The 21,409-nt window shown below is 35.4% G+C and carries 17 protein-coding genes and 1 pseudogene; 10 read left to right on the forward strand and 8 right to left on the reverse strand.

Annotation, left to right across the window (positions count from 1 at the left end):
- Positions 1 to 227 precede the first annotated feature (227 nt).
- The 3 genes from glmS to ACP7AQ_RS01510 are packed head-to-tail and all read right to left on the reverse strand — an operon-like array spanning position 228 to position 4,573.
- Positions 228 to 2,075: a glutamine--fructose-6-phosphate transaminase (isomerizing) gene (gene glmS, locus ACP7AQ_RS01500; protein WP_426062607.1), complete on the reverse strand. Its 1,848-nt coding sequence runs from the start codon at positions 2,073 to 2,075 to the stop codon at positions 228 to 230.
- A gap of 9 nt (positions 2,076 to 2,084) precedes the next feature.
- The gene (locus ACP7AQ_RS01505) at positions 2,085 to 3,746 is read right to left on the reverse strand and encodes a DUF4270 domain-containing protein (RefSeq protein ID WP_426094120.1); all 1,662 of its coding nucleotides are present in this window, start codon (positions 3,744 to 3,746) and stop codon (positions 2,085 to 2,087) included.
- Positions 3,747 to 3,766: 20 nt separating this feature from the next.
- Entirely contained in the window at positions 3,767 to 4,573 is an 807-nt protein-coding gene (locus tag ACP7AQ_RS01510) for a glycogen/starch synthase (protein WP_426062605.1), read from the reverse strand.
- Positions 4,574 to 4,681: 108 nt separating this feature from the next.
- Between ACP7AQ_RS01510 and panC the strand changes: the two genes are divergently transcribed.
- The 9 genes from panC (at position 4,682) to ACP7AQ_RS01555 (ending at position 14,293) form a co-directional block, all read left to right on the forward strand.
- On the forward strand, positions 4,682 to 5,530 hold the full coding sequence (gene panC, locus ACP7AQ_RS01515) for a pantoate--beta-alanine ligase (protein WP_426094121.1): 849 nt from the start codon (positions 4,682 to 4,684) through the stop codon (positions 5,528 to 5,530).
- Between the two features lie 14 nt (positions 5,531 to 5,544).
- Entirely contained in the window at positions 5,545 to 5,895 is a 351-nt protein-coding gene (gene panD, locus ACP7AQ_RS01520) for an aspartate 1-decarboxylase (protein WP_426062603.1), read from the forward strand.
- 250 nt (positions 5,896 to 6,145) lie between these two features.
- Positions 6,146 to 7,294 (forward strand): alpha/beta hydrolase, encoded by a 1,149-nt coding sequence (locus ACP7AQ_RS01525; RefSeq protein ID WP_426094122.1) that lies wholly within the window; start codon positions 6,146 to 6,148, stop codon positions 7,292 to 7,294.
- The gene (gene radA / locus ACP7AQ_RS01530) at positions 7,294 to 8,655 is read left to right on the forward strand and encodes a DNA repair protein RadA (RefSeq protein WP_426062601.1); all 1,362 of its coding nucleotides are present in this window, start codon (positions 7,294 to 7,296) and stop codon (positions 8,653 to 8,655) included. The genes ACP7AQ_RS01525 and radA overlap by 1 nt, the downstream gene beginning before the upstream one ends.
- 324 nt (positions 8,656 to 8,979) lie before the next feature.
- Positions 8,980 to 10,191, forward strand: a complete 1,212-nt coding sequence (locus ACP7AQ_RS01535) for a GAF domain-containing sensor histidine kinase (protein ID WP_426094123.1) — start codon at positions 8,980 to 8,982, stop codon at positions 10,189 to 10,191.
- A gap of 251 nt (positions 10,192 to 10,442) precedes the next feature.
- A complete protein-coding gene (locus ACP7AQ_RS01540) occupies positions 10,443 to 10,682 on the forward strand; it encodes a hypothetical protein (RefSeq protein WP_426094124.1) in 240 nt (79 codons plus the stop codon).
- A 421-nt stretch (positions 10,683 to 11,103) separates the two neighbouring features.
- On the forward strand, positions 11,104 to 11,376 hold the full coding sequence (locus ACP7AQ_RS01545; protein WP_426094125.1) for a hypothetical protein: 273 nt from the start codon (positions 11,104 to 11,106) through the stop codon (positions 11,374 to 11,376).
- Positions 11,377 to 11,683: 307 nt separating this feature from the next.
- Positions 11,684 to 12,127 (forward strand): hypothetical protein, encoded by a 444-nt coding sequence (locus ACP7AQ_RS01550; RefSeq protein ID WP_426094126.1) that lies wholly within the window; start codon positions 11,684 to 11,686, stop codon positions 12,125 to 12,127.
- 204 nt (positions 12,128 to 12,331) lie between these two features.
- On the forward strand, positions 12,332 to 14,293 hold the full coding sequence (locus ACP7AQ_RS01555; RefSeq protein ID WP_426094127.1) for a biosynthetic peptidoglycan transglycosylase: 1,962 nt from the start codon (positions 12,332 to 12,334) through the stop codon (positions 14,291 to 14,293).
- Positions 14,294 to 14,408: 115 nt separating this feature from the next.
- On the opposite strand, the gene ACP7AQ_RS01560 is transcribed toward ACP7AQ_RS01555, so the two are convergent.
- The 3 genes from ACP7AQ_RS01560 to ACP7AQ_RS01570 all read right to left on the reverse strand — a co-directional run bounded on the left by ACP7AQ_RS01560 (position 14,409) and on the right by ACP7AQ_RS01570 (position 17,597).
- On the reverse strand, positions 14,409 to 15,446 hold the full coding sequence (locus ACP7AQ_RS01560; RefSeq protein WP_426094128.1) for an aldo/keto reductase: 1,038 nt from the start codon (positions 15,444 to 15,446) through the stop codon (positions 14,409 to 14,411).
- Between the two features lie 267 nt (positions 15,447 to 15,713).
- Positions 15,714 to 16,655 (reverse strand): OmpA family protein, encoded by a 942-nt coding sequence (locus ACP7AQ_RS01565; protein WP_426094129.1) that lies wholly within the window; start codon positions 16,653 to 16,655, stop codon positions 15,714 to 15,716.
- Positions 16,656 to 16,835: 180 nt separating this feature from the next.
- Positions 16,836 to 17,597, reverse strand: coding sequence for an exodeoxyribonuclease III (locus tag ACP7AQ_RS01570; RefSeq protein ID WP_426090475.1), 762 nt, complete (start codon positions 17,595 to 17,597; stop codon positions 16,836 to 16,838).
- A gap of 203 nt (positions 17,598 to 17,800) precedes the next feature.
- Here ACP7AQ_RS01570 and ACP7AQ_RS01575 point away from each other — a divergent pair, with 203 nt between their 5' ends.
- On the forward strand, positions 17,801 to 19,603 hold the full coding sequence (locus ACP7AQ_RS01575) for a GNAT family N-acyltransferase (protein WP_426062593.1): 1,803 nt from the start codon (positions 17,801 to 17,803) through the stop codon (positions 19,601 to 19,603).
- 56 nt (positions 19,604 to 19,659) lie between these two features.
- On the opposite strand, the gene ACP7AQ_RS01580 is transcribed toward ACP7AQ_RS01575, so the two are convergent.
- Together ACP7AQ_RS01580 and ACP7AQ_RS01585 are read right to left on the reverse strand one after the other, a co-directional pair.
- A complete protein-coding gene (locus ACP7AQ_RS01580) occupies positions 19,660 to 19,941 on the reverse strand; it encodes a TM2 domain-containing protein (protein WP_426062592.1) in 282 nt (93 codons plus the stop codon).
- Positions 19,942 to 20,399: 458 nt separating this feature from the next.
- Positions 20,400 to 21,338 (reverse strand): annotated as a pseudogene (locus tag ACP7AQ_RS01585) (2-hydroxyacid dehydrogenase); the annotation flags it as partial.
- Positions 21,339 to 21,409: the final 71 nt, after the last annotated feature.

Raw genomic sequence — 21,409 nt, forward strand, 5'->3', positions numbered from 1 at the left:
ATGCTAAAAACCCAGAATATCATTATGCACGCATATAAAAAATACATTTATCACAAAATAATTATTAATTTTTAGATATTTGATAAAAGTTCAAAAAGCCGCAAAATTTACCGTTTATTTCACTTTTCCAGCGTCTCAGTATTCTTATATAATAAATTATAAAACACAAAAAAAACCTCGAAAAAAACTTCCGAGGCTTGTTATATATAATGCAATTATCTAGAAATTTATTCTACAGTAACTGATTTCGCAAGATTACGAGGTTGATCTACATTGCATTCACGCATAACAGCAATGTGATACGATAACAGTTGCAATGGAATAGTAGTAATCAACGGTGATAATGCATCCGAAGTTTCCGGAATTTCGATAACATAATCCGCTAATTCGCGTACTTGTGTATCTCCTTTAGTAACTACCGCTATAATTTTTCCACTTCTGGATTTAATTTCTTGAATATTACTCACGATTTTATCGTAATGCCCTTGTTTTGGTGCAATTACAACCACAGGCATGTGCTCGTCAATTAACGCAATTGGTCCATGTTTCATTTCCGCTGCAGGATATCCTTCAGCATGTATATAGGAGATTTCTTTTAATTTTAAAGCTCCCTCAAGAGCCACTGGAAAATTATACCCTCTTCCCAAATACAAACAATTAGGAGCGTCTTTGAAAACTGCAGCAATTTCTTTTGCTCTGTCATTTGTTTCTAAAGCCTCTCTTACTTTTTCAGGAATAATTTCTAATTCTTGTAAATAGGTGTGAAAAGCTGAATTTGATAATGTCCCTTTGGCTTTAGCCAAACGCAACGCAATCATTGTCAACACCGTAATTTGAGTTGTAAATGCTTTTGTAGACGCAACACCAATTTCAGGTCCCGCATGAGTGTAAGCACCGGCGTGAGTTTCTCTTGAAATAGAAGATCCCACTACGTTACATACTCCAAAAACAAACGCACCATTTTCTTTAGCCAATTTTATAGCGGCCATGGTATCAGCCGTTTCTCCAGATTGAGAAATAGCAATAACGATATCCTTACTGTTTATGATTGGATTTCTGTATCTAAATTCAGAAGCATATTCCACTTCAACTGGAATTCTTGCAAATTCTTCAAAAATATACTCTGCAACTAAACCAGCATGCCACGAAGTTCCGCAAGCCACAATTATGATTCTTTCCGCGTTTAAAAACTTTTCTAAATTATCCTCAACACCTGCCATTTGAATCAAACCTTCATTAGCATGAAGTCTTCCACGATATGTGTCTTTGATAACGCTTGGTTGCTCATAAATTTCTTTCAACATAAAATGATCGTAACCACCTTTTTCAATTTGCTCCAAATTCATTTGCAGCTCTTGAATAGTAGGATTAACTAAAGTATCATCTTTAATTTTACGCACTTTCATTTGTTTATGCAATCTAATATTTGCCATTTCACCATCTTCCAGATAAATCGCATTAGACGTATATTCTATAAAAGGAGAAGCATCTGAGGCAATAAAAAATTCCCCTTCACCAACACCAATTGCTAGTGGGCTTCCCAAACGGGCAGCAACAATTTCATTTGGAGTTTTTTTGTCAAAAACAGCAATCGCATAAGCTCCTACTACCTGATTCAAAGCCACCTGAACTGCTTTCCCTAATTTTAAATTATCTTTTTTCTGTACTTCTTCAATAAGATTAATTAATACTTCGGTGTCCGTATCAGAATGAAAAACGTATCCTCTCTTAATCAACTCTGCTTTTAAGGGCGCATAATTTTCAATAATTCCGTTATGAACTATTGCCAAGTCCCCTGAATTTGAAATATGTGGATGCGAGTTTACATCATTTGGAACACCATGAGTTGCCCAGCGTGTGTGACCTATACCAATGCTTCCGTTGATGGTAATCTCTTTTGAAGCTCGCTCCTCAAGATCTGAAACTTTTCCTTTTGTTTTAGAAACCTTTAAGTTCTCACCGTCATACAACATGACGCCAGCACTATCATAGCCTCTATATTCGAGTCTTTTCAATCCTTTAATTACAATAGGATAAGCTTCTCTGTATCCAATATATCCAACAATTCCACACATAGTCTTGGTTTAATTAGGTTTTGTATAATAAATTTCAAGTTTTAATCTTTTGGCCTCAGCTACGGTTGATTTTCCGCTGTACAAAATGGTCCCTAATGGGTTTATAACAGAAGCCTTTGGCGCTTGAGAAATAAATGTATTTGGAGTTTTTAACTTATAAGATGTTATTATTCCAATGTCTTCCGTAACTACGAGACCTAATTTAACATTAATGGAATCCTTGTTATTGATCAGATTTCTTACTTGATTGGTTACTCTAATTTTGTAGGTCACCCCTTTTTTACTAGTGGCATCCTTCTTTATAATGCCATCCAAAACAATTTTCGATTTTTTTGGATTCGCACTATTAGTAGTGGGGTCCAGGTAATAATCTGTCAAAGGTCGGTTGTTATTAAAATCATACAAATAAATTCTTTGTGGCTCATAAGTGTTGGCCATAGCGGCTGCATCAATATGAAAAACAAGATTTGCTTCATTAATCAATATCTTTTTACCATCTGCCGGGTTTCTTAAGTCATCTAATTGATCTGAAATTTTATTAGGACCTGTTAACACTCCATTAGCATCATATCCTTTTACATCTGTTTTATCAAAGAGCTCTAAAACCGCTACAGAACCATCACCACCTTTTAAAAATAATTTCTCATCTCCTTCAGTTGTGTTTCCAGTAATTGGCAAGGCATCATATGCACTTCCATTAACGCTAAAATCGTTATTCAACAAACTAACAGTATTTCCTGTCATGTTTAAAACAATCGTTTTCTTTACTCGTGTTGTAGCCCCACCTGTTGTAGAAACTAAATCCTCATTGTAAATAATGGTTATTTTGCCTCCTTTAAAATTCAGCATCGCTAAATTACCTTGACCGCCTCCGGATTTCTCCATTTTAAAATAAAGACCTCTAAAATAATTTTTAAAAACTTCATTTGAGGCTAACTTACCTGAATTAACCGCATCAATAATCTTGGCTTTAAAATAATCCTTATTCAAATTCAGCTTCATTCCCGGAGCAATGTATGCTGTTGATTTCACCTTCGTTACCGTATCTGTTGTTACAACGACATGCTCTGCAGGATTAAAAAAGAACTCATCATTCTGAGCCTTATCAGCGTTGTCATTTAAACGAGTCGGAATTTTTAAATTATCGAATTCAGTATTCTGATCTGTAAAGTATTTTTGAGATTGTTGAAATCCTCCAATAGGATCCGCATCTCTCATAAAATAACCTGATTCATAAATACTTAATTTCATTTTAGCCTTATCCGGACCATAAATAGAGTCTAATGCATAGACATGACTTCCGTCAGCATTCGTTTTTGTTTGGGCTGCGTCTGTGTAATACGGAATGGAAAGCACTACACTTTCCACAAAAGGTTTTGTACTTACTGAAGTAATAAGAGCAGGTAAAGTTAACTGAGTATTGAAGTTTGCGGTTGTTTCGCCAAAATTTGTACTACTGTAAATTCCCAAAGGATTTACTTCAAGATTATTGGATTGTATTGGTCCTGTTTTTTGATTGTAACCAGAAACACTGTATGTTTCTTTTTTAAAATCAAAATTATTTTCACCGATTAAATCTCCACCAATTTCGTTATAATCTTTATCGCAAGAATATAAAAAAACAACACTTGCTACTAAAAGAATTTTCTTAAAAAAAGAATTATTGTACATACTTATTAAAAAAGTTTAATTTAAAGAACCTCGTTTCTGTAGAAATTTGTATACGCTTCCGCGAATGCATCTTTCGGTGCGAAAGGTAAAAAAGGTTTTCCTGAAGATTCTATAAATTTTGTTAAACTTGGAGAGAGGTTTTCTGAAGCAATAATCACTGCATCAGAATGTTTGATAGTTGCTTTGATGATATTTTCGTAGTTTGGAATCTCAAGATCTGTTATTGCATCGTCTGGAACACCATCAAATTTTACTTTATTAATCATTTCTTCATTTAAAGTCCCTTCAAAAGATTGGCTGTACACAGAAGTAACAATCTTTGTTTCCGAAAACAATGCTTCGTTTTTATAAAAATGCTTCATATAAATAGGCAGCATTGCGGCCATCCATCCATGAACATGAATAATATCCGGAACCCAATTGAGTTTTTTAACCGTCTCAACAACTCCTTTTGCAAAGAAAATTGCACGTTCATCATTATCAGGATACATCACCCCTTCTTCATCAGCAAACGTAGCTTTTCTTTTGAAATACTCGTCATTATCAATAAAGTAAACTTGAATCCTTTCTTTTGGAATAGAAGCCACTTTAATAATTAACGGCATATCCAAGTCATTAACTACCAAATTCATCCCCGATAGTCTAATTACCTCGTGCAATTGGTGTCTTCTCTCGTTAATATTTCCATACCTTGGCATAAAAATTCTTATCTGTCCACCTTGATCATTAATCATTTTTGGAACGTCATAAGACATTAAAGAGACCTCGGTTTCAGCGAGATACGGCACCACTTCAGATGATACATATAATATCCTCTTATCTTTCATATCGTAATTTACTTAATTTATTGGCAATAAAAACCATGCAAAATTACAAAAATTTATGCAGTTATTAACTAAAATAGTAAGTTTGCATTTAATTTTAATAATACAGCCATGCATATTTTCTACGGAAAAGCATCTTTAATGGACTATTTGAAATCTATAAAAACTATCCATTCCACTATTGGATTTGTTCCAACGATGGGTGCTTTACATCAAGGTCATTTGGCTTTAATGCAGAAATCATTGCTGGAAAACGACATTACAGTTGTCAGTATTTTTGTAAATCCTACCCAATTCAACAATCCAGAAGACCTAAAAAAATACCCCAGAACGCTGGATGATGACGTAAAAAAACTTACCAATCTGAATCCAAATATCATTTTGTACGCTCCAACTGTCGAGGATATTTATGACGGAAAACCAGTCACGGAATCGTTCTACTTCGACGGATTGGAAAACCAAATGGAAGGCAAATTTAGACCCGGACATTTCAATGGTGTAGGTACTATTGTAAAGCGACTTTTTGAAATTATTGAACCTACTAACGCATATTTTGGCGAAAAAGATTTTCAACAATTGCAAATCGTAAAAAAGATGGTTGCTAAAAATTACTTAGAAGTAAACGTAATTGGTTGTCCTATTTACAGAGAATCTAATCATCTAGCCATGAGCTCCAGAAACGAGCGTTTGTCAGCGCAGGAAAGAGATGAAGCTGCCATTATTTACAAAGTGCTAACTAATGTACGTGAGCAGTTTGCAACAAAAAGCACCGCTGAAATCTCCGGATGGGTTCAAAAATCATTCGGCAACAATCCTCACTTTACATTAGAATACTTCACCATTGCGGACGAAGCAACTCTTTTATCGTGTACACGAAAAAATAAAAATAAAAAATACCGTGCTTTTATTGCCGTATTAGTCAACAATATTCGTTTGATTGACACCATTTCATTAAATTAATTTACTTTTGTAGCATGCAAATTCAAGTATTAAAATCAAAAATTCACCGCGTTAAAGTAACCGGCGCCGATTTAAATTACATCGGATCCATCACTATTGACGAGTCATTACTAGAAGCTTCAAATATTATTGAAGGCGAAAAAGTCTCTATCGTAAACATCAATAACGGAGAACGTTTTGATACTTACGCAATCAAAGGCGAGAAAAATTCAGGAACCATAACACTCAACGGACCTGCTGCCAGAAAAGTGCAAAAAGACGATATCATCATCATCATTTCCTATGCAAGCATGGATTTTGAAGAAGCTAAAACTTTCAAACCATGGGTTATTTTTCCAAATGAAAATGACAATTCGTTGACTTAATTTATATTCGAATAAAAAACCAAAAACTATTTTTTTAGCTACTTATTCTTTGATTTTGTATTTTAAAAACCGAGAATCAGTAGCTGTTTTTTTTAACGCTGTTTTTCTAAACAAATAAACGCTGATTTCGCCCTTGAAATCAAAGCGCATTCTTAACATTTACTGGCATTGATTTTTAATTAAAAGTAATAATGTTTATATTGCTTGCTCTTATTTAGAGCAAACCATAATTTCTAAAACAAACTAAATCATGAAAAAACTAATACTCTTATTACTCTTTTCTGTTTCCGCATTTTCACAAAAAACTACGATTGCTTTCGATTCTCAAGTGCTTGGTGAAAGTCGGGAAATCACCATTGGACTTCCGCCTTCTTTTGAAAAAAACCCTAATAAAAAATACCCGATTCTCGTTTTATTGGACGGCGATTACTTGTTTGAACCTTTCTTTGGCGCTTTAAATTATGGAGCCTATTGGGATGATTTACCGGAAACCATTATCGTTGGCATCAGCCAAAACAAAAATAAGGAACGATTTGACGATTGCAATTATGACGAAGCAGATGGCGTACCTTCTGGAAAAGGAGCGAAATTTTTTGAGTTTATTGGCACGGAATTACTACCATACATTGAAAAAAAATACCCTGTTGCGCCTTTCCGCATCATCGCCGGTCATGACACGACTGCTGGTTTTTTGAACTTTTTTCTGTATAAAGACAATCCCATTTTCAATGCCTATATTTCATTAAGCCCCGAATTAGCGCCTGATATGGAAAATCGCATTCCGGAGCAACTTTCAAAACTCAAACAACCAATTTTTTATTATCAGTCAAATGGTGATGGCGATGTAAAAAAACTACAGACATCCATCAAGAAATTAGACACCAGTATAAAACAGGTGACGAATCCGTTACTTAATTATAAGTTTGATAATTTTGCAGGAGCTTCCCATTATTCACTGGTTCTGTATTCGATTCCAAATGCTTTGTACCAATTTTTCGACACTTATAAACCTATTTCTTCTACCGAATATTCGGAGAAAATTGTCATACTTCAATCGGGATATGTAGATTACCTGACTAATAAATACGAGGTTTTGTCTAAAAATTTAGGTCTAAAAATGCCCATTCGCGTCAACGACTTCAAAGCTATTGAAGCTGCAATTCTTAAAAATAAAGCCTATTCAGAACTGGATAAATTAGCTGAAATTGCCAACAAAAATTATCCAAAATCAATGCTAGCCGATTATGAATTGGGTTTAATGTATGAAAAAATGGGCGACCTTAAAAAAGCGGCAAAACGTTATCAAACCGCGTCCCAATTAGAGGAAATTGGCAACCTGACAAAAAATATGATGATGGAAAAATACGATGATATGACCAGTCAAACACCAAAAAAATAATGTCAAAAGTAAAAACAACTTTTTTTTGCCAAAACTGTGGCGCACAATATGCAAAATGGCAAGGACAATGCAATTCTTGTAAAGAATGGAATACCATTGCAGAGGAGATTATCCAAAAACAAGAAAAAACAACTTGGAAAAGCGAAACCTCTACCAGCAGTAAGGCACCAAAACCATTACGAATAAACGAAATTGATTCAGCGCAAGAAATCCGAATGGACACCACTGATGGCGAATTGAATCGCGTTCTGGGTGGCGGAATAGTTCCCGGCTCCTTAATTCTTTTGGGCGGTGAACCCGGCATTGGAAAAAGTACGCTATTACTTCAAATTTCTTTAAAATTACCGTATAAAACCTTATATGTTTCGGGCGAGGAAAGTCAGAAGCAAATAAAAATGCGTGCCGAAAGAATCACACCCAGCGGAGACAATTGCTATATTCTTACCGAGACCAAAACACAAAATATCTTCAAGCAAATTGAAGCCATACAACCGGAAATCGTGATTATCGATTCCATTCAAACGCTTCATACGGATTATATTGAATCCACTCCCGGAAGTATTTCTCAGATTCGTGAAACCACCGCCGAACTAATTAAATTTGCCAAAGAAACCAATATTCCCGTGATTCTGATTGGTCATATTACCAAAGACGGAAATATTGCCGGACCAAAAATACTGGAACACATGGTAGATACGGTTTTACAATTTGAAGGCGACCGGAATCACGTGTATCGCATTTTACGTTCGTTAAAAAACCGTTTCGGATCTACTGCCGAAATTGGTATTTATGAAATGCTGGGCAATGGTTTGCGCGAAGTTTCTAATCCTTCAGAAATATTAATTTCTCACAAAGACGAACAATTATCAGGAACAGCAATTGCGTCCACTTTAGAAGGCATGCGCCCGTTGATGATTGAAATCCAAGCCTTGGTAAGCACCGCAGTTTACGGAACACCGCAACGCAGCACCACGGGTTATAATGCCAAAAGACTCAATATGATTCTGGCCGTATTAGAGAAAAGAGCTGGTTTTAGACTTGGCGCCAAAGACGTTTTCCTAAATATAACAGGAGGAATTTCAGTAGATGATCCTGCGATCGATTTGGCTGTTGTTGCCGCCATTTTATCATCGAATGAAGACATTGCAGTCAATAAAGATTTTTGCTTTGCCGGCGAAGTAGGACTTTCTGGTGAAATACGTCCGGTAAACCGCGTAGACCAACGCATTCAGGAAGCAGAAAAATTAGGTTTTTCGACCATTTTTGTATCCAAATACAATAAAATTGCGTTGAAAAATACCGGAATTAAAATCAGATTAGTAGCCAAAATTGAAGATGTGGCGAGTGAATTGTTTGGCTGATATTTAAAATAACATTCCTTTTTATAGGCTCATTGCTGCAAGAAATTACGAATGCTTGGTGTATGAAGTAGAAGCTTTAGTTATAGATTTGTATAGTGAAGAGATTACGAGTATGCGCTACAGGGTTTAACAAATGTCATCTTTTATTTTACTTTTGTAAAATTTTATTACTAACTAATTGCTGGTATTGATGATAAATAATTTAGAAAAAAATTAAAGGCAAATTACACTGTTAAAGAAAAATCTAAGGAATAAATATTGTTCCTCAATAAGGGAACATTAAACTAAAGAAAAATAATCATACTGAAAGTAAGACATAAAAATATGAAGACTCTAGAAAACGATAATGAAATAGAGCGTGTAAAAGCATTGATGGAGTTTGATATAATGGACACTCTTCCGGAAAAAATGTTTGATGATTTAACAAAAATTGCTTCTTCAATTTGTAATACGCCAATATCACTAATCAATTTCATTGATAGTGAGCGTCAGTATTTCAAGTCAAATTTAGGACTTGGGGAAGGTGAACCGGCACCATTGGAGCATTCTTTTTGCGCACATGCTATTGCAGATCCTCAGTCGCATTTCGAAGTTACAGATGCTCGTGTAAATCCTCAATTTGCCGCGAACCCCTTGGTGACGGGTCACCCTAATATCGTTTTTTATTATGGTATTCCACTCGTTACTTCCGAAGGTTTTGCTTTAGGTTCATTGTGCGTCATAGACCAAAAGCCCGGTAAATTATCCGCAGCACAAACTGAAGCACTGCAAAGTTTATCAAATCAGGTAATGTTTTTATTAGATCTTAGAAAGAAAAATAAACTGTTGGTCTCTTATCAGCAAAAATTACAGGAATACTCTTCAAACATGGAAGCTTTTTCGGCAATGGCATCACATGACTTGAAGCAACCGTTAGGTTCTGTTCAAGCAGCGCTAAAAATTATCAAGGTGAAACACGAGGATTTATGGGACGATACCGACCAAACATTCTTTAAATTAATTAACAACACCACTACTAGAATGAACCTTTTGATACATGATTTACTGGATTATGCAAAAGGAGGTTTTATTACCAAAGAGTTTGAGTCCATCGATGTGAACTTATTGATTACATCTATTTTTGAAGAACTAACTGAAAATATCGATGGTCACAAGCCAGAAATCAATATTGACACAATGCCGGTAATAAAAAGTTCACGTACGGCACTGATCGTATTATTCAAAAATATATTGAGTAATGCCTTAAAATATCAAATAAAAGGAACACGCACACAATTGAATATAAAGCTCGAAGAATCGAACTCTATCTTTACTTTTTCAATAGAAGATAACGGAATAGGCATAAAACCAGAATATCTCAAAACTATTTTTGAACCATTCAAACGTTTACATAATCAAGAAGAGTTTGACGGTAGCGGCTTAGGTTTAGCCTCTTGCAAAAAGATAGTTGAAAAACTAAATGGGGAAATCTGGGCAACATCAGAATTAAATAAAGGGACCACAATCCACTTTACAATACAACAAAACAAATTATAAGAAAAAATATTATATAACCACAACACAAAACCCCACGGCTCGGGCATATTAACACAACCATAGCGAAAATCTGCAATCCATTCCCATTACAGTCAGCAAATAACACAAAATAGTAATAACCTAAAATGAAATCGTATCCAGAACATTTATAAATCGTCAATACCTTTCATGAACTTGGAGAAACCATTGCTGCTGCCAGGTTTTTAATACAAGAATATGGTTTAGAAAACCCAAATTTTAAAGGCTTCGAATTGAGGGAAAAAGCCAAACCAGAATTTATCCTAATGACTACCGAAGGCGCTCTTGGCGAACCCCAAATTATCCGCATTCCTGAAAACACTTTCAAATATCCGCTGCACTTAATGCTCAATTTGCTACTGCATGAAATGATTCACATGGGTCAAAAAATGACAGAAAACTTGATTGAAGATAAAAATGAAAGAGAATGGCAAGCCTATTACGAAATGCTTTTTCATAAAACATTTCCTTAAATTCCTGAACTTCAATATTTTCATAAACGCTTCTTTGCAAAAAAAGCGTTGGAATACTACAATAGAATGGGCGAAGGTTCTGAACTTCAATTAAAATACGCCAATCAAAAACTGGAAACTGACAATCTGTTGTCTTTTTTGGATGCAAAAACGAAATAGTACTTTTTAACTTCTTCAACTTTCCTTGAGTCACTTTAAAAATTCCTTATTTTAAAGAAAAACAACAATTCAGAAGAAGAATTAATTAATTTTTGTAACTTTATGTTTAACAATGCATTACGAAAATAAAATGAAACCTTCACGTCAAACTATGACTCATTTATACGAACATTTAGGCAAGGTGTTTTATTATATTGCTGCCATTGACAAAACAATTGGTAGAGAGGAAATAGAGAAACTGAAATAAAACCTTGAGAAGGAATTGCTTTCGCTGGAAAACAATTTCAATGAATTTGGCGATGACACCGCTTATGAAATCGAAATTGTTTTTGACCGGCTGGTCGCAAATGAATGGGAATTGGAACAAGTGATTTCCGACTTTAAAATTTTCAGAACAGAACATCAGCAATTGTTCACGACGGAAATTAATGCCTTAATTCTAAAAACTGCCAACGCCATCGCTTCTTCGTTTTCAGGAAAAAATAAATCAGAACAAGTTTTAATAAGCGAACTGACGTTCATTTTAAATGGATGAAAACTAAATGAATACCGGTTGGGCGTAATTAATAAAATTTTAACTAATCATAAATAAAAAAATGAACCACAAAGAAACATAGAGAAAAAGAGTTAGATAGGACAATTATTGGGTTCACACAACTACAATTTTCCTTAAAAAAGTGAAACGCCTTCCGAAACTTTATAATCTATGTGTCTAGCCTGCACAGGGCGAAGTCAGAGTGGATTCAAAAAAATTAAACACATCGAATTACACCCAACGGATTGAATGAAAATCAAAATAAAGCTGTTTTAAAACAATCTACTTTAACTTAAAAATCAAAGACATGAAAAGACAAACTGGCATTTGGATAGATTCCTCAAAAGCAATAATTGTTGCTCTTGATGGTGATACAGAAAAAATTACTGAAATAGATTCTGAGGTTGAAAACAACGTATATCACAACAGGGAAGGCAACAAAGGCACTTTCTCCAGCGACAGCCATCATAGCACTAACGAATCACAATTTGAGGCTCGAAAAGAAGAACAACTCAATTACTTTATAAAATCCGTTTTGTCTTATGTCAAAAAATCAGATGAACTTATTGTTTTTGGTCCGGCACAAACCAAAACAAAGTTAGAAAAAAAATTAATGGACGGAAATTTAATCGAACCCGGAAAACTAAAAGCAGTAGAAACCGCAGACAAAATGACCTTAAACCAAATTGTGGAAAAAGTAAGACGTTATTACAACCCTTCCGAATATAAAAAACCGGAACCCAACAGCTAATATCCCTACTTCTAAGACATAAAAAAACTACAACTCAGTTATGTTGTAGTTTTTTTATGTCTTAAAATGGAATATCAATCATTTTCCCAATCAACCTTCTAAAGAAAATTATAAAAAACTTTCCTTTAGTATTATTTTCCTTTTCTTTATGTCCAATATTCCAAACGCCTGTTGTTTTAGATTCTATTACTTATTAAACCATTTATGAAAAAACAAAAAATATTTTTAGTTGCAAAAATACTTTTTGTACTATTTGCAGTTTTTATTATTGGTTTTTATATGTTTCGTGATGCCGTTTTACAGCAGACGATTGCAAAAGTTACCCATGAAATGGCAGTGGATTATAATAGTACTTTTACAATAAAAAAAGCTTCTTTTGACGGATTATCGGGCTTGAATCTTACTGAAATAATATTGGTTCCAAAAAATGCCGACACGCTTCTAAGAATACAAAAATTAAAAACCAGCGTCAATTTATTGCGCTTGGTTATGGGCGATGTACAACTTGGAACTTTAGAAATACAAAATGGTTTTGTACAGCTGATAAAAAAAGGGAAAACAGGAAATTACGATGCTTTTCTAAATAAAGACATTCAAACTGAGATTCGCGACGAGAAAAGAGATTACGCACAGTTTGCTTACAACATCATCTCAAAAGCATTGAATTTAGTCCCGACAGATATGATTTTGGACAATCTTTCTTTCCGACTCAATGATAACGGGAAAAAAGCAACCATCAATTTTCAAAAATTGCTATTGGTCAGTAAGCAATTGGAAGCTTCAATAAAAGTTCAAACCAACACCATTTCACAACGCTGGAAAATCAAAGGTTTTGCCGATCCAAGAAACAAAAAAGCCGATATCCGTTTTGTAAATATAGATACTGGCGCCATCCAAATGCCTTATTTAGACGAACGTTTTAACCTGAAATCGAGTTTTGATTCTATCCGATTGAATATTCAAAACATAGATAAAGACGGCGACGAATTACATATTGATGGTTTTATGGCTATTGCTAATTTAAAAATTAACCACCCAAAAATTGCCAGTAAAGATGTATTGCTAAAAAACGCCAGATTTGATTACCGATTTTTATTGGGTTCTAATTTTATTTCAATTGACAGCAACTCAACGGTTCAATTGAACAAGATAAAATTTCATCCTTACGCGGCTTATGAAACGGAAAAAGATACGATTTATAAACTCAAAGTAAACATCCCAAAAATGAAAGCGCAAGACTTTATTACTTCGCTTCCTGACGGTTTATTTGCCAATTTTCAAGGAATGAAAGCCAGCGGTACTTTTGATTATAAATTGGATTTTGCATATAATCAAAACAAACCCAATCAGTTGGTTTTCCACAGTAAATTGAAGAAAGAAAATTTAAAAATTACCAAATATGGTAAAGCCAATCTCAACAAACTTAATGGTGAATTTGTGTATCGGGCACTTATAAAAAACGTGTTGCAGCGCCCGGTTTTAGTGGGTTCGGCTAATGCAAATTACACGCCGCTGGACCAAATTTCGCCGTATTTAAGAAAATCGGTTTTGACAACGGAAGATCCTTCTTTTTTTTCGCATCGTGGGTTTATCAAAGAAGCTTTCAAACAATCGATCATCAAAAATATTAAAACCAAAAAATTCTCGCGCGGTGCCAGTACCATCAGCATGCAGTTAGTGAAAAATGTTTTTCTCAGTCGAGAGAAAACAGTGTCGCGTAAACTGGAAGAGATTTTATTGGTTTACATTCTAGAAAACAACCGGATTGTGAGCAAGGAGCGCATGCTCGAAGTGTATTTTAATATTATCGAATGGGGTCCAAATGTCTATGGAATTGGTGAAGCGAGTCAGTTTTACTTTCAAAAAACACCCTCGGAATTATCGCTGAACGAATGCTTGTATCTCGCCAGAATTATTCCAAGTCCGAAAAAATTCATGTATCAGTTCAACGATCAAGGGATGTTGAAAGATTTTGCGATACAACAAGAATCGTTCTTAACAAATATCATGTTTCGAAGAGGGCTTTTAACTCCTGAAGACACTATTTACAAGTCCTTACCCATATTGATTTCAGGACCTGCAAAATCTTTTATCAAATTTAAAGTACAAGATTCCACGCAAATTAAAGTGGATTCCGTGGCCGTTGATGACGAATTTGACCTTTAATTCTTAAAATTTAACTACAAAGTTCACAAAGAAAGCGCGAATTTCACAAAGATTTGAACTGATTTTTTGTGATCCTAAAGTATAAAACTTCGTGAACTTTGTGGTTAAAATTAATTTATGGTGCCGGGTCAGGAATTACCGCTTGCACCTCATCAATCGCCATTAAAATCTCATCCGAAAGTGATACTTGAATCGTATTAATATTTTCTTTTAATTGTTCCAATGTGGTTGCGCCAATAATTGTGCTCGTTACAAATGGCTGTTGCGATACAAATGCCAAAGACAATTCTGTTAAAGACAATCCGTTTTTCTTGGCGATTTCCTGATATAAGCGTGTAGCTTCGGTACTTTGTGTGCTGTTGTATCTGGAAAATTGTGGGAATAATTTTATTCTGGCATTTGGAAGACTTTCACCTGTAAGGAATTTACCGGATAAAACTCCAAAAGCCATTGGCGAATAAGCCAATAAACCGACATTTTCTCTGATGCAAATCTCAGCGGAACCGTTTTCAAAAAGTCGATTTAATAGCGAATATGGATTTTGAATCGTTTTTATTCTTGGCAAATCGTTGTATTTGCTTTCTTCCAGAAAACGCATAATTCCCCACGGCGTTTCATTAGAAAGTCCGATGTGATTAATTTTTCCTTCTTTAATAAAACCGTCTAATGTCTCCAAAACGTTATGAATGTTATCTTCCCAACCATCTTCTTGTACTTTGAAACCGCGTTGTCCGAAAAAGTTCGTTTTACGTTCCGGCCAATGCAATTGATACACATCAATGTAATCCGTCTGTAAGCGTTGTAAACTTTGGTCTAAAGCAAATTTGATGCTGGCGGGCGAAAAATCATTTTTCTCACGCATGTATGTGAAATTTGGATTGGGTCCAGCAATTTTAGAAGCCAAAACTATTTCTTCTCTTTTACCTGTTTTTTTGAACCAGGTTCCTAGGATTTTCTCTGTACTTCCGTACGTTTCTTCACGCGCCGGAACCGAATACATTTCGGCAGTATCAAAGAAATTGATTCCGTTTTCTAAGGCATAATCCATTTGGGCATGGCCATCAGCTTCTGTATTTTGTTGTCCAAAAGTCATGGTTCCAAGGCAAATTTTGCTGACTTTTACATCAGTATTAGGTAAAGTGGTGTATTTCATATTGAAGGGAATTGTATTATGTTTTTTCGAAAACAAAGATAAAATTAGTTTGTCGTTACCATTTGCTGTTAACAGAAAATTGAGAAAATTTTACAAAATATAACCGCAAATTCGCAAATTAAAAGCCTTCAATCGAAAGATAAAATTAGCAAATTGGCGGTAGTTATAGGAAAGTTCTTTTTTTAAACCATTGCAACATTAAGTTTCATTTTGAATAAGCAATTAAATACCGATATGGTAAAAATTATAACATTAGATCTTTTAATCTTAATTTATCTCATTCAACATTTCGGCAATTTCATCTAATCTTGGCGTCAGAATGATTTCAATTCTACGGTTCTTCGCTTTTCCTTCCGCGGTTGCATTGCTTCCCAATGGTGAAAATTCTCCTCTTCCGGCAGCCGTTAGATTTTCCTTGTTGATTTTCTTGTTTTCACTCAAAATAGCGACAATTGCCGTCGCTCTTTTGGTCGATAAATCCCAGTTGTCCGCAATAGGACCTGAAGCCGCGAACGCGTCATCATCTGTATGACCTTCAATAAGCACGGAAATATCCGGGTTGTCACCCAAAACTTTACCTAATTCTACAACTGCTTTTTTACCTTCGGAACCTACAGCCCAACTTCCCGAATTGAAAAGTAATTTGTTCTCCATGGAAACATACACTTTCCCGTTTTTTTGTTGAACGGTCAGCCCTTTTCCTTCAAAACTATTCAAGGCTTTCGACAAGGTTTCTTTTAGTTTTTTCATGCTGGCTTCTTTGGCAGCGATCAAATCTTCCAGTTCTTGCAAACGTTGTGCGCTTTTGCTCAATCGCTCTTGTTCGAATGCCAATGCTTTTCCTTTTTCGTCTAATTGTTCCAGCAAATCACGATTTTTCTTCATGTTGCTTTGCAAAGCGTCTCCGCTATTTTTTTCTAAAGCGACGTACGAATCCTGCAAGACTTTGAACTTATTATGAGCCGTCGCGTAATCTGCTTTCAATTTATCCAATTCCGCTTTGGATTTGCTTAAATCAGTTTTTAACTCGTCGCGGTCTAATTCTAATTGGTTTTTAGCTTTTAGCAAATCGGCATTATCATCTGCTAAACTTCTATTTTCTTTTTTGGAATCGGCGTATTTACTTTCTAAATCATTGTATATTTTCTTGGTTACGCAGGAAGTGGAAAGCGCCAGTACTAATAATCCGATGGAAACTCTTTTAATCATTTTGTTGGTATTTATGTTGTTTCTTAAGTTGCGATGAAAGCAAAAATTAAATTATAATCGGATGCCCTAGCCCCGATAAAAGTGAAAATCCTTTCTAGTCCTGAACTTGTTTCAGGATCCTGAAACAAGTTTAGGACGAGAAAGATTGTAACGGATAGCGGGAAACAGCTCCTAAAATTGTTACTCTAATTCCACTAAAACCGGACAATGATCCGAATGAACGGCATCGGATAAAATAACGGCTCTTTTTAATTTATGTTTTAAAGTATCGCTGACTAAATTGTAATCGATACGCCAACCCTTGTTGTTTCCTCGGGCTCCGGCGCGGTAACTCCACCACGAATATTGGTGCGGTTCAGAGTTGAAATGGCGAAAACTATCAACAAATCCCAACTTCATGAATCCATCTAGCCAAGATCTCTCCTGTGGTAAAAATCCCGAAACATTTTTGTTGCGGACAGGATCGTGAATATCAATTGCCTCGTGACAAATGTTGTAGTCGCCACAAATAATAAGGTTTGGCATTTCTTTTTTTAGTTCGTTGATGTAAGTTTGAAAATCATCCATGAATGTGAATTTATGATCCAATCGATCAATATTTGTTCCCGATGGCAGGTACAAACTCATCACCGAAAAATCATCAAAATCAGCACGAAGGTTTCTTCCTTCGAAATCCATGTGGTGAATTCCGGTGCCGTGAAAGACGTTGTTGGGTTTGATTTTAGAGAGAATCGCTACACCACTGTATCCTTTTTTCGTTGCTGAATAATAGTATTGGTACGGATAACCTGCTTTTGTGATATCTTCGACAGGGATTTGATCTTCGGTCGCTTTAATTTCCTGTAGACAAATAATATCCGGATTTGCGTGTTGCAACCAATCGATAAATCCTTTAGAAATGGCGGCTCTGATTCCGTTTACGTTGTATGAAATAATTCTCATTTAAAAAAAATTTGAATTTCTTCCGGAAAATTATCTTCCCCTGCGGTTGTCAGGAACCCACTTTTTTATTTTCTCGGAAAAAATTATATTGTTTGAATGTGGGTTCCAAATGTAACAAAAAAGTACAAGTTTGATTGAGAAAAATAGAGAAAATGGAGTTTTTTGCTATCTTTGTTTCTTGCTCCAAAAAAAACAAAAAATACATGGGTTTAGTAACCGCGAAAGAAGTTGCAAAAGCAATAAATGCAGATAAGTACGGAGTTTTAGGTACTTTTTCCGGCTGGATGCTGATGAAGGCGCTAAAAATCTCTACCTTAAATAAAGTATATGACAGAAATAAACATCTTCAGGATGTTGCCTTTTTAAATGGAATTCTAGATGATTTACAAATAAAATTTGAAATACCTGAAGAGGATTTAAAACGATTGCCAAAAGAAGGTGCGTATATCACCATTTCAAATCATCCGTTAGGAGGAATTGACGGAGTTCTGTTATTAAAATTGATGCTGGAAAGAGAACCAAATTTCAAAATTATCGCTAATTTCCTTTTGCATCGCATTGAACCGCTCAAAAAATACATCATGCCGGTGAATCCTTTTGAAAATCATAAGGATACTAAATCGAGTGTGGTAGGAATAAAAGAAACTTTTCGCCATTTGAGTGACGGAAAACCGTTAGGTATTTTCCCTGCAGGAGAAGTTTCAACCTATAAAGACGGAAAATTAATGGTAGATAAACCTTGGGAAGAAGGCGCTATTAAAGTAATCCGAAAAGCCCAAGTTCCTGTCGTTCCCATTTATTTTCATGCTAAAAACAGTCGGTTATTTTATTTGCTTTCTAAAATCAGCGGGACTTTTAGGACCGCAAAACTACCGTCAGAAGTATTTAGCCAGAAACATCGTGTGATAAAAGTGCGCATTGGGAAACCGATTTCAGTAAGCGAACAAAACGAACATACTACGCTCGAGGAATACTCAGAATTTTTACGAAAGAAAACGTACATGCTGGCAAATCCTTTTGAAAAAGAAAGCACTTTTTTGCCAACACCTACTTTAAAAATTCTTAAAAGTCCAAAGAAAATTGTCACTCCCGCCAATCAGGACAAAATGACGAAGGAAGTGGATGCATTGCGAAGTACGGATTGTCGTCTTTTACAAAGTAAAAATTACGAAGTGTTTCTCGCTGAAGCAAAAAAAATACCCAATATCCTGCACGAAATTGGCCGTCTTCGAGAAATAACTTTTAGAGAAGTTGGCGAAGGAACCAATGAGTCTATTGATTTAGACAAGCACGATCAATATTACCATCACCTGTTTTTATGGGATAATGAAGCTAATAAAATTGCCGGTGCCTACCGAATGGGATTGGGTTCAGAAATTTATCCGAAATATGGAATAAATGGTTTTTACCTCAATGATCTCTTCCGATTTGAACCAGAATTACATGATATGATGCACAAATCCATAGAAATGGGGCGCGCCTTTATCATCAAAGAATACCAACAAAAACCAATGCCGCTTTTCTTGCTTTGGAAAGGAATTATGCATACCACTTTACGCTATCCGGAACATAAATTTTTATTGGGAGGCGTGAGTATCAGCAACCAATTTTCTGATTTTTCGAAATCACTGATGATTGAATTCATGAAGTCTAATTATTACGATCCGTATATTGCGCAATACATTCATCCGAAGAAAGCGTACAAGGTCAAACTGAAGGATGCCGATAAAGATTTCATTTTTGATGAAGCTGAATCCGATTTAAATAAGTTTGATAAAATTATTGATGAGCTCGAACCAGGAAGTTTGCGTTTGCCGGTTTTGATCAAAAAATACATCAAACAAAACGCGAAGGTGGTCGCTTTTAATGTGGATCCGTTATTTAATAATGCCGTTGATGGATTGATGTACATCCGAATTGCAGATATTCCGGAAAGCACTATGAAACCGGTAATGGAAGAGTTTCAGGCTGAATTGGAACGCAAACTGAGCGAGAAAGAAGATTGACTGCAGAATGCCTGTTTATAAAAAAAATCCCGAACTTATTCGGGATTTTTTATGTATTAAAACCATGCTTTTTTACCAACTTGATACGTTTGGTAAAACTCTTCGTCAGATTTTGTTAAATAAATTATTCCTTCAATAAGTCCCAATAAACCGGTTACGGTTCCACAAGTGCATAAACTAATTACTAACCAAATAATCCCTACTGTAGTGTAACCTAAAAAAAATTTGTGAATCGCTAAAGGTCCTAAAAGAATAGCAAGCAGCCCTGCCGCAAGTCTCTTGTTGTTTTGTCGTACTGGAAGCGGATTATTCCATTCTTCATTTTTCAAGTTTTCCATAAATTATTGGTATTAGCTTGTTTTTCAGCGGTTAAAAATATAAAATTTTATTGAAATGCTTTATCTGTTGGTTCCCAAAGTTCGATCTTATTTCCCTCGCTATCCAGAATCCAACCAAATTTTCCATACTCATAAGACTCCATATCACCCACAATTGTTACACCCTCATCCGATAATTTTTTTAATAAATTCTCTAAATCATGCACTCGGAAATTTTGCATGAATTGTTTCTCACTTGGTGCAAAATAAGTGGTGTCCTCCACAAATGGCGACCACTGTGTAGAACAATCATTACCCTCTTTGTCTTTCCACCAGAAAGTAGCACCATATTGATCGGTTTTTAAACCCAAGTGTTTTGCATACCAAGCAACCAGTTCTTTTGAATTTTTTGATTTAAAAAAGAAACCGCCAATTCCTGTCACGCGTTGCTCCGGCTCTACATCTTTGGCTTGACCAAAATATTTAGTTTTTATCTTATCTACAATTACTTGAGCCAATCGCTGGTGACTTTCAAATGTCCAACCGGCAACATGCGGCGTCAAAATTACATTCTTGGCTTTCAACAAATATTGAAAAGCTTCTGGGGTGTGGTTATCATTAAAAAGAGTCTCGAAAGACAATTTCTCGTATTCCAAAACATCCAAACCAGCACCGAGGATTTTATCAGATTGCATGGCCGCAACCAAATCGGCAGTAACAATATTCTTACCGCGAGATGTATTTATAATCCAAAAGGGTTTAGTAAATCCATTGATAAAATCACTGTCAACCATTTTATCCGTTTCGGGAGTCCACGGAATATGCAAACTTACGACATCCACTTTTTGCTGAAATTCTGCTAGTGAAAGTTGTTTCGCATTAGCATCACCTACATTTTCCTTAATATCGTAACACAACACTTTGACATCAAAACCACGAAGTTTTTTTGCAAAAGATTTTCCCATGTTTCCGTAACCAATAATTCCCACCGTTTTACCGTCGAGTTCATGACCGCGATTGCTTTCCCGATTCCAGTGTCCTGAACGTATCTCGCTGTCGGCTTGGTTTAATTTATTAAAAAGTGACAAAATCATTCCCAATGTATGTTCGGCAACCGCATTTCTGTTTCCTTCCGGAGCCGCGATCAGCGTGATGTTTTTGGATGTGGCATATTCACAATCGATACTCTCTAATCCTGCTCCCACGCGCGCAATAAATTGCAAATTAGTGGCTTTGTCCAAAAATGTTTTGTCAATCTTGAATCGGCTCCGAATTACAATCCCTTGATAGTCTTGAATTTTGGCTTCGATTTGTTCTTTTGAAGAATTGAAATCACTGTGATTTATAAATCCGGAATGCTGTAATTGATCCCAAAGTACGGGATGATTGCTGTCTATGTGAAGGATTTTGATGTCCATAATTGTTCGGTTTTTGATACTTCAAATTAACAAAAAAATTACGGTTTATTGTTTTAACAACGGAGATTAAA

The organism is Flavobacterium sp. DSR2-3-3 (assembly GCF_049896585.1).
Taxonomy (GTDB): Bacteria; Bacteroidota; Bacteroidia; order Flavobacteriales; family Flavobacteriaceae; genus Flavobacterium.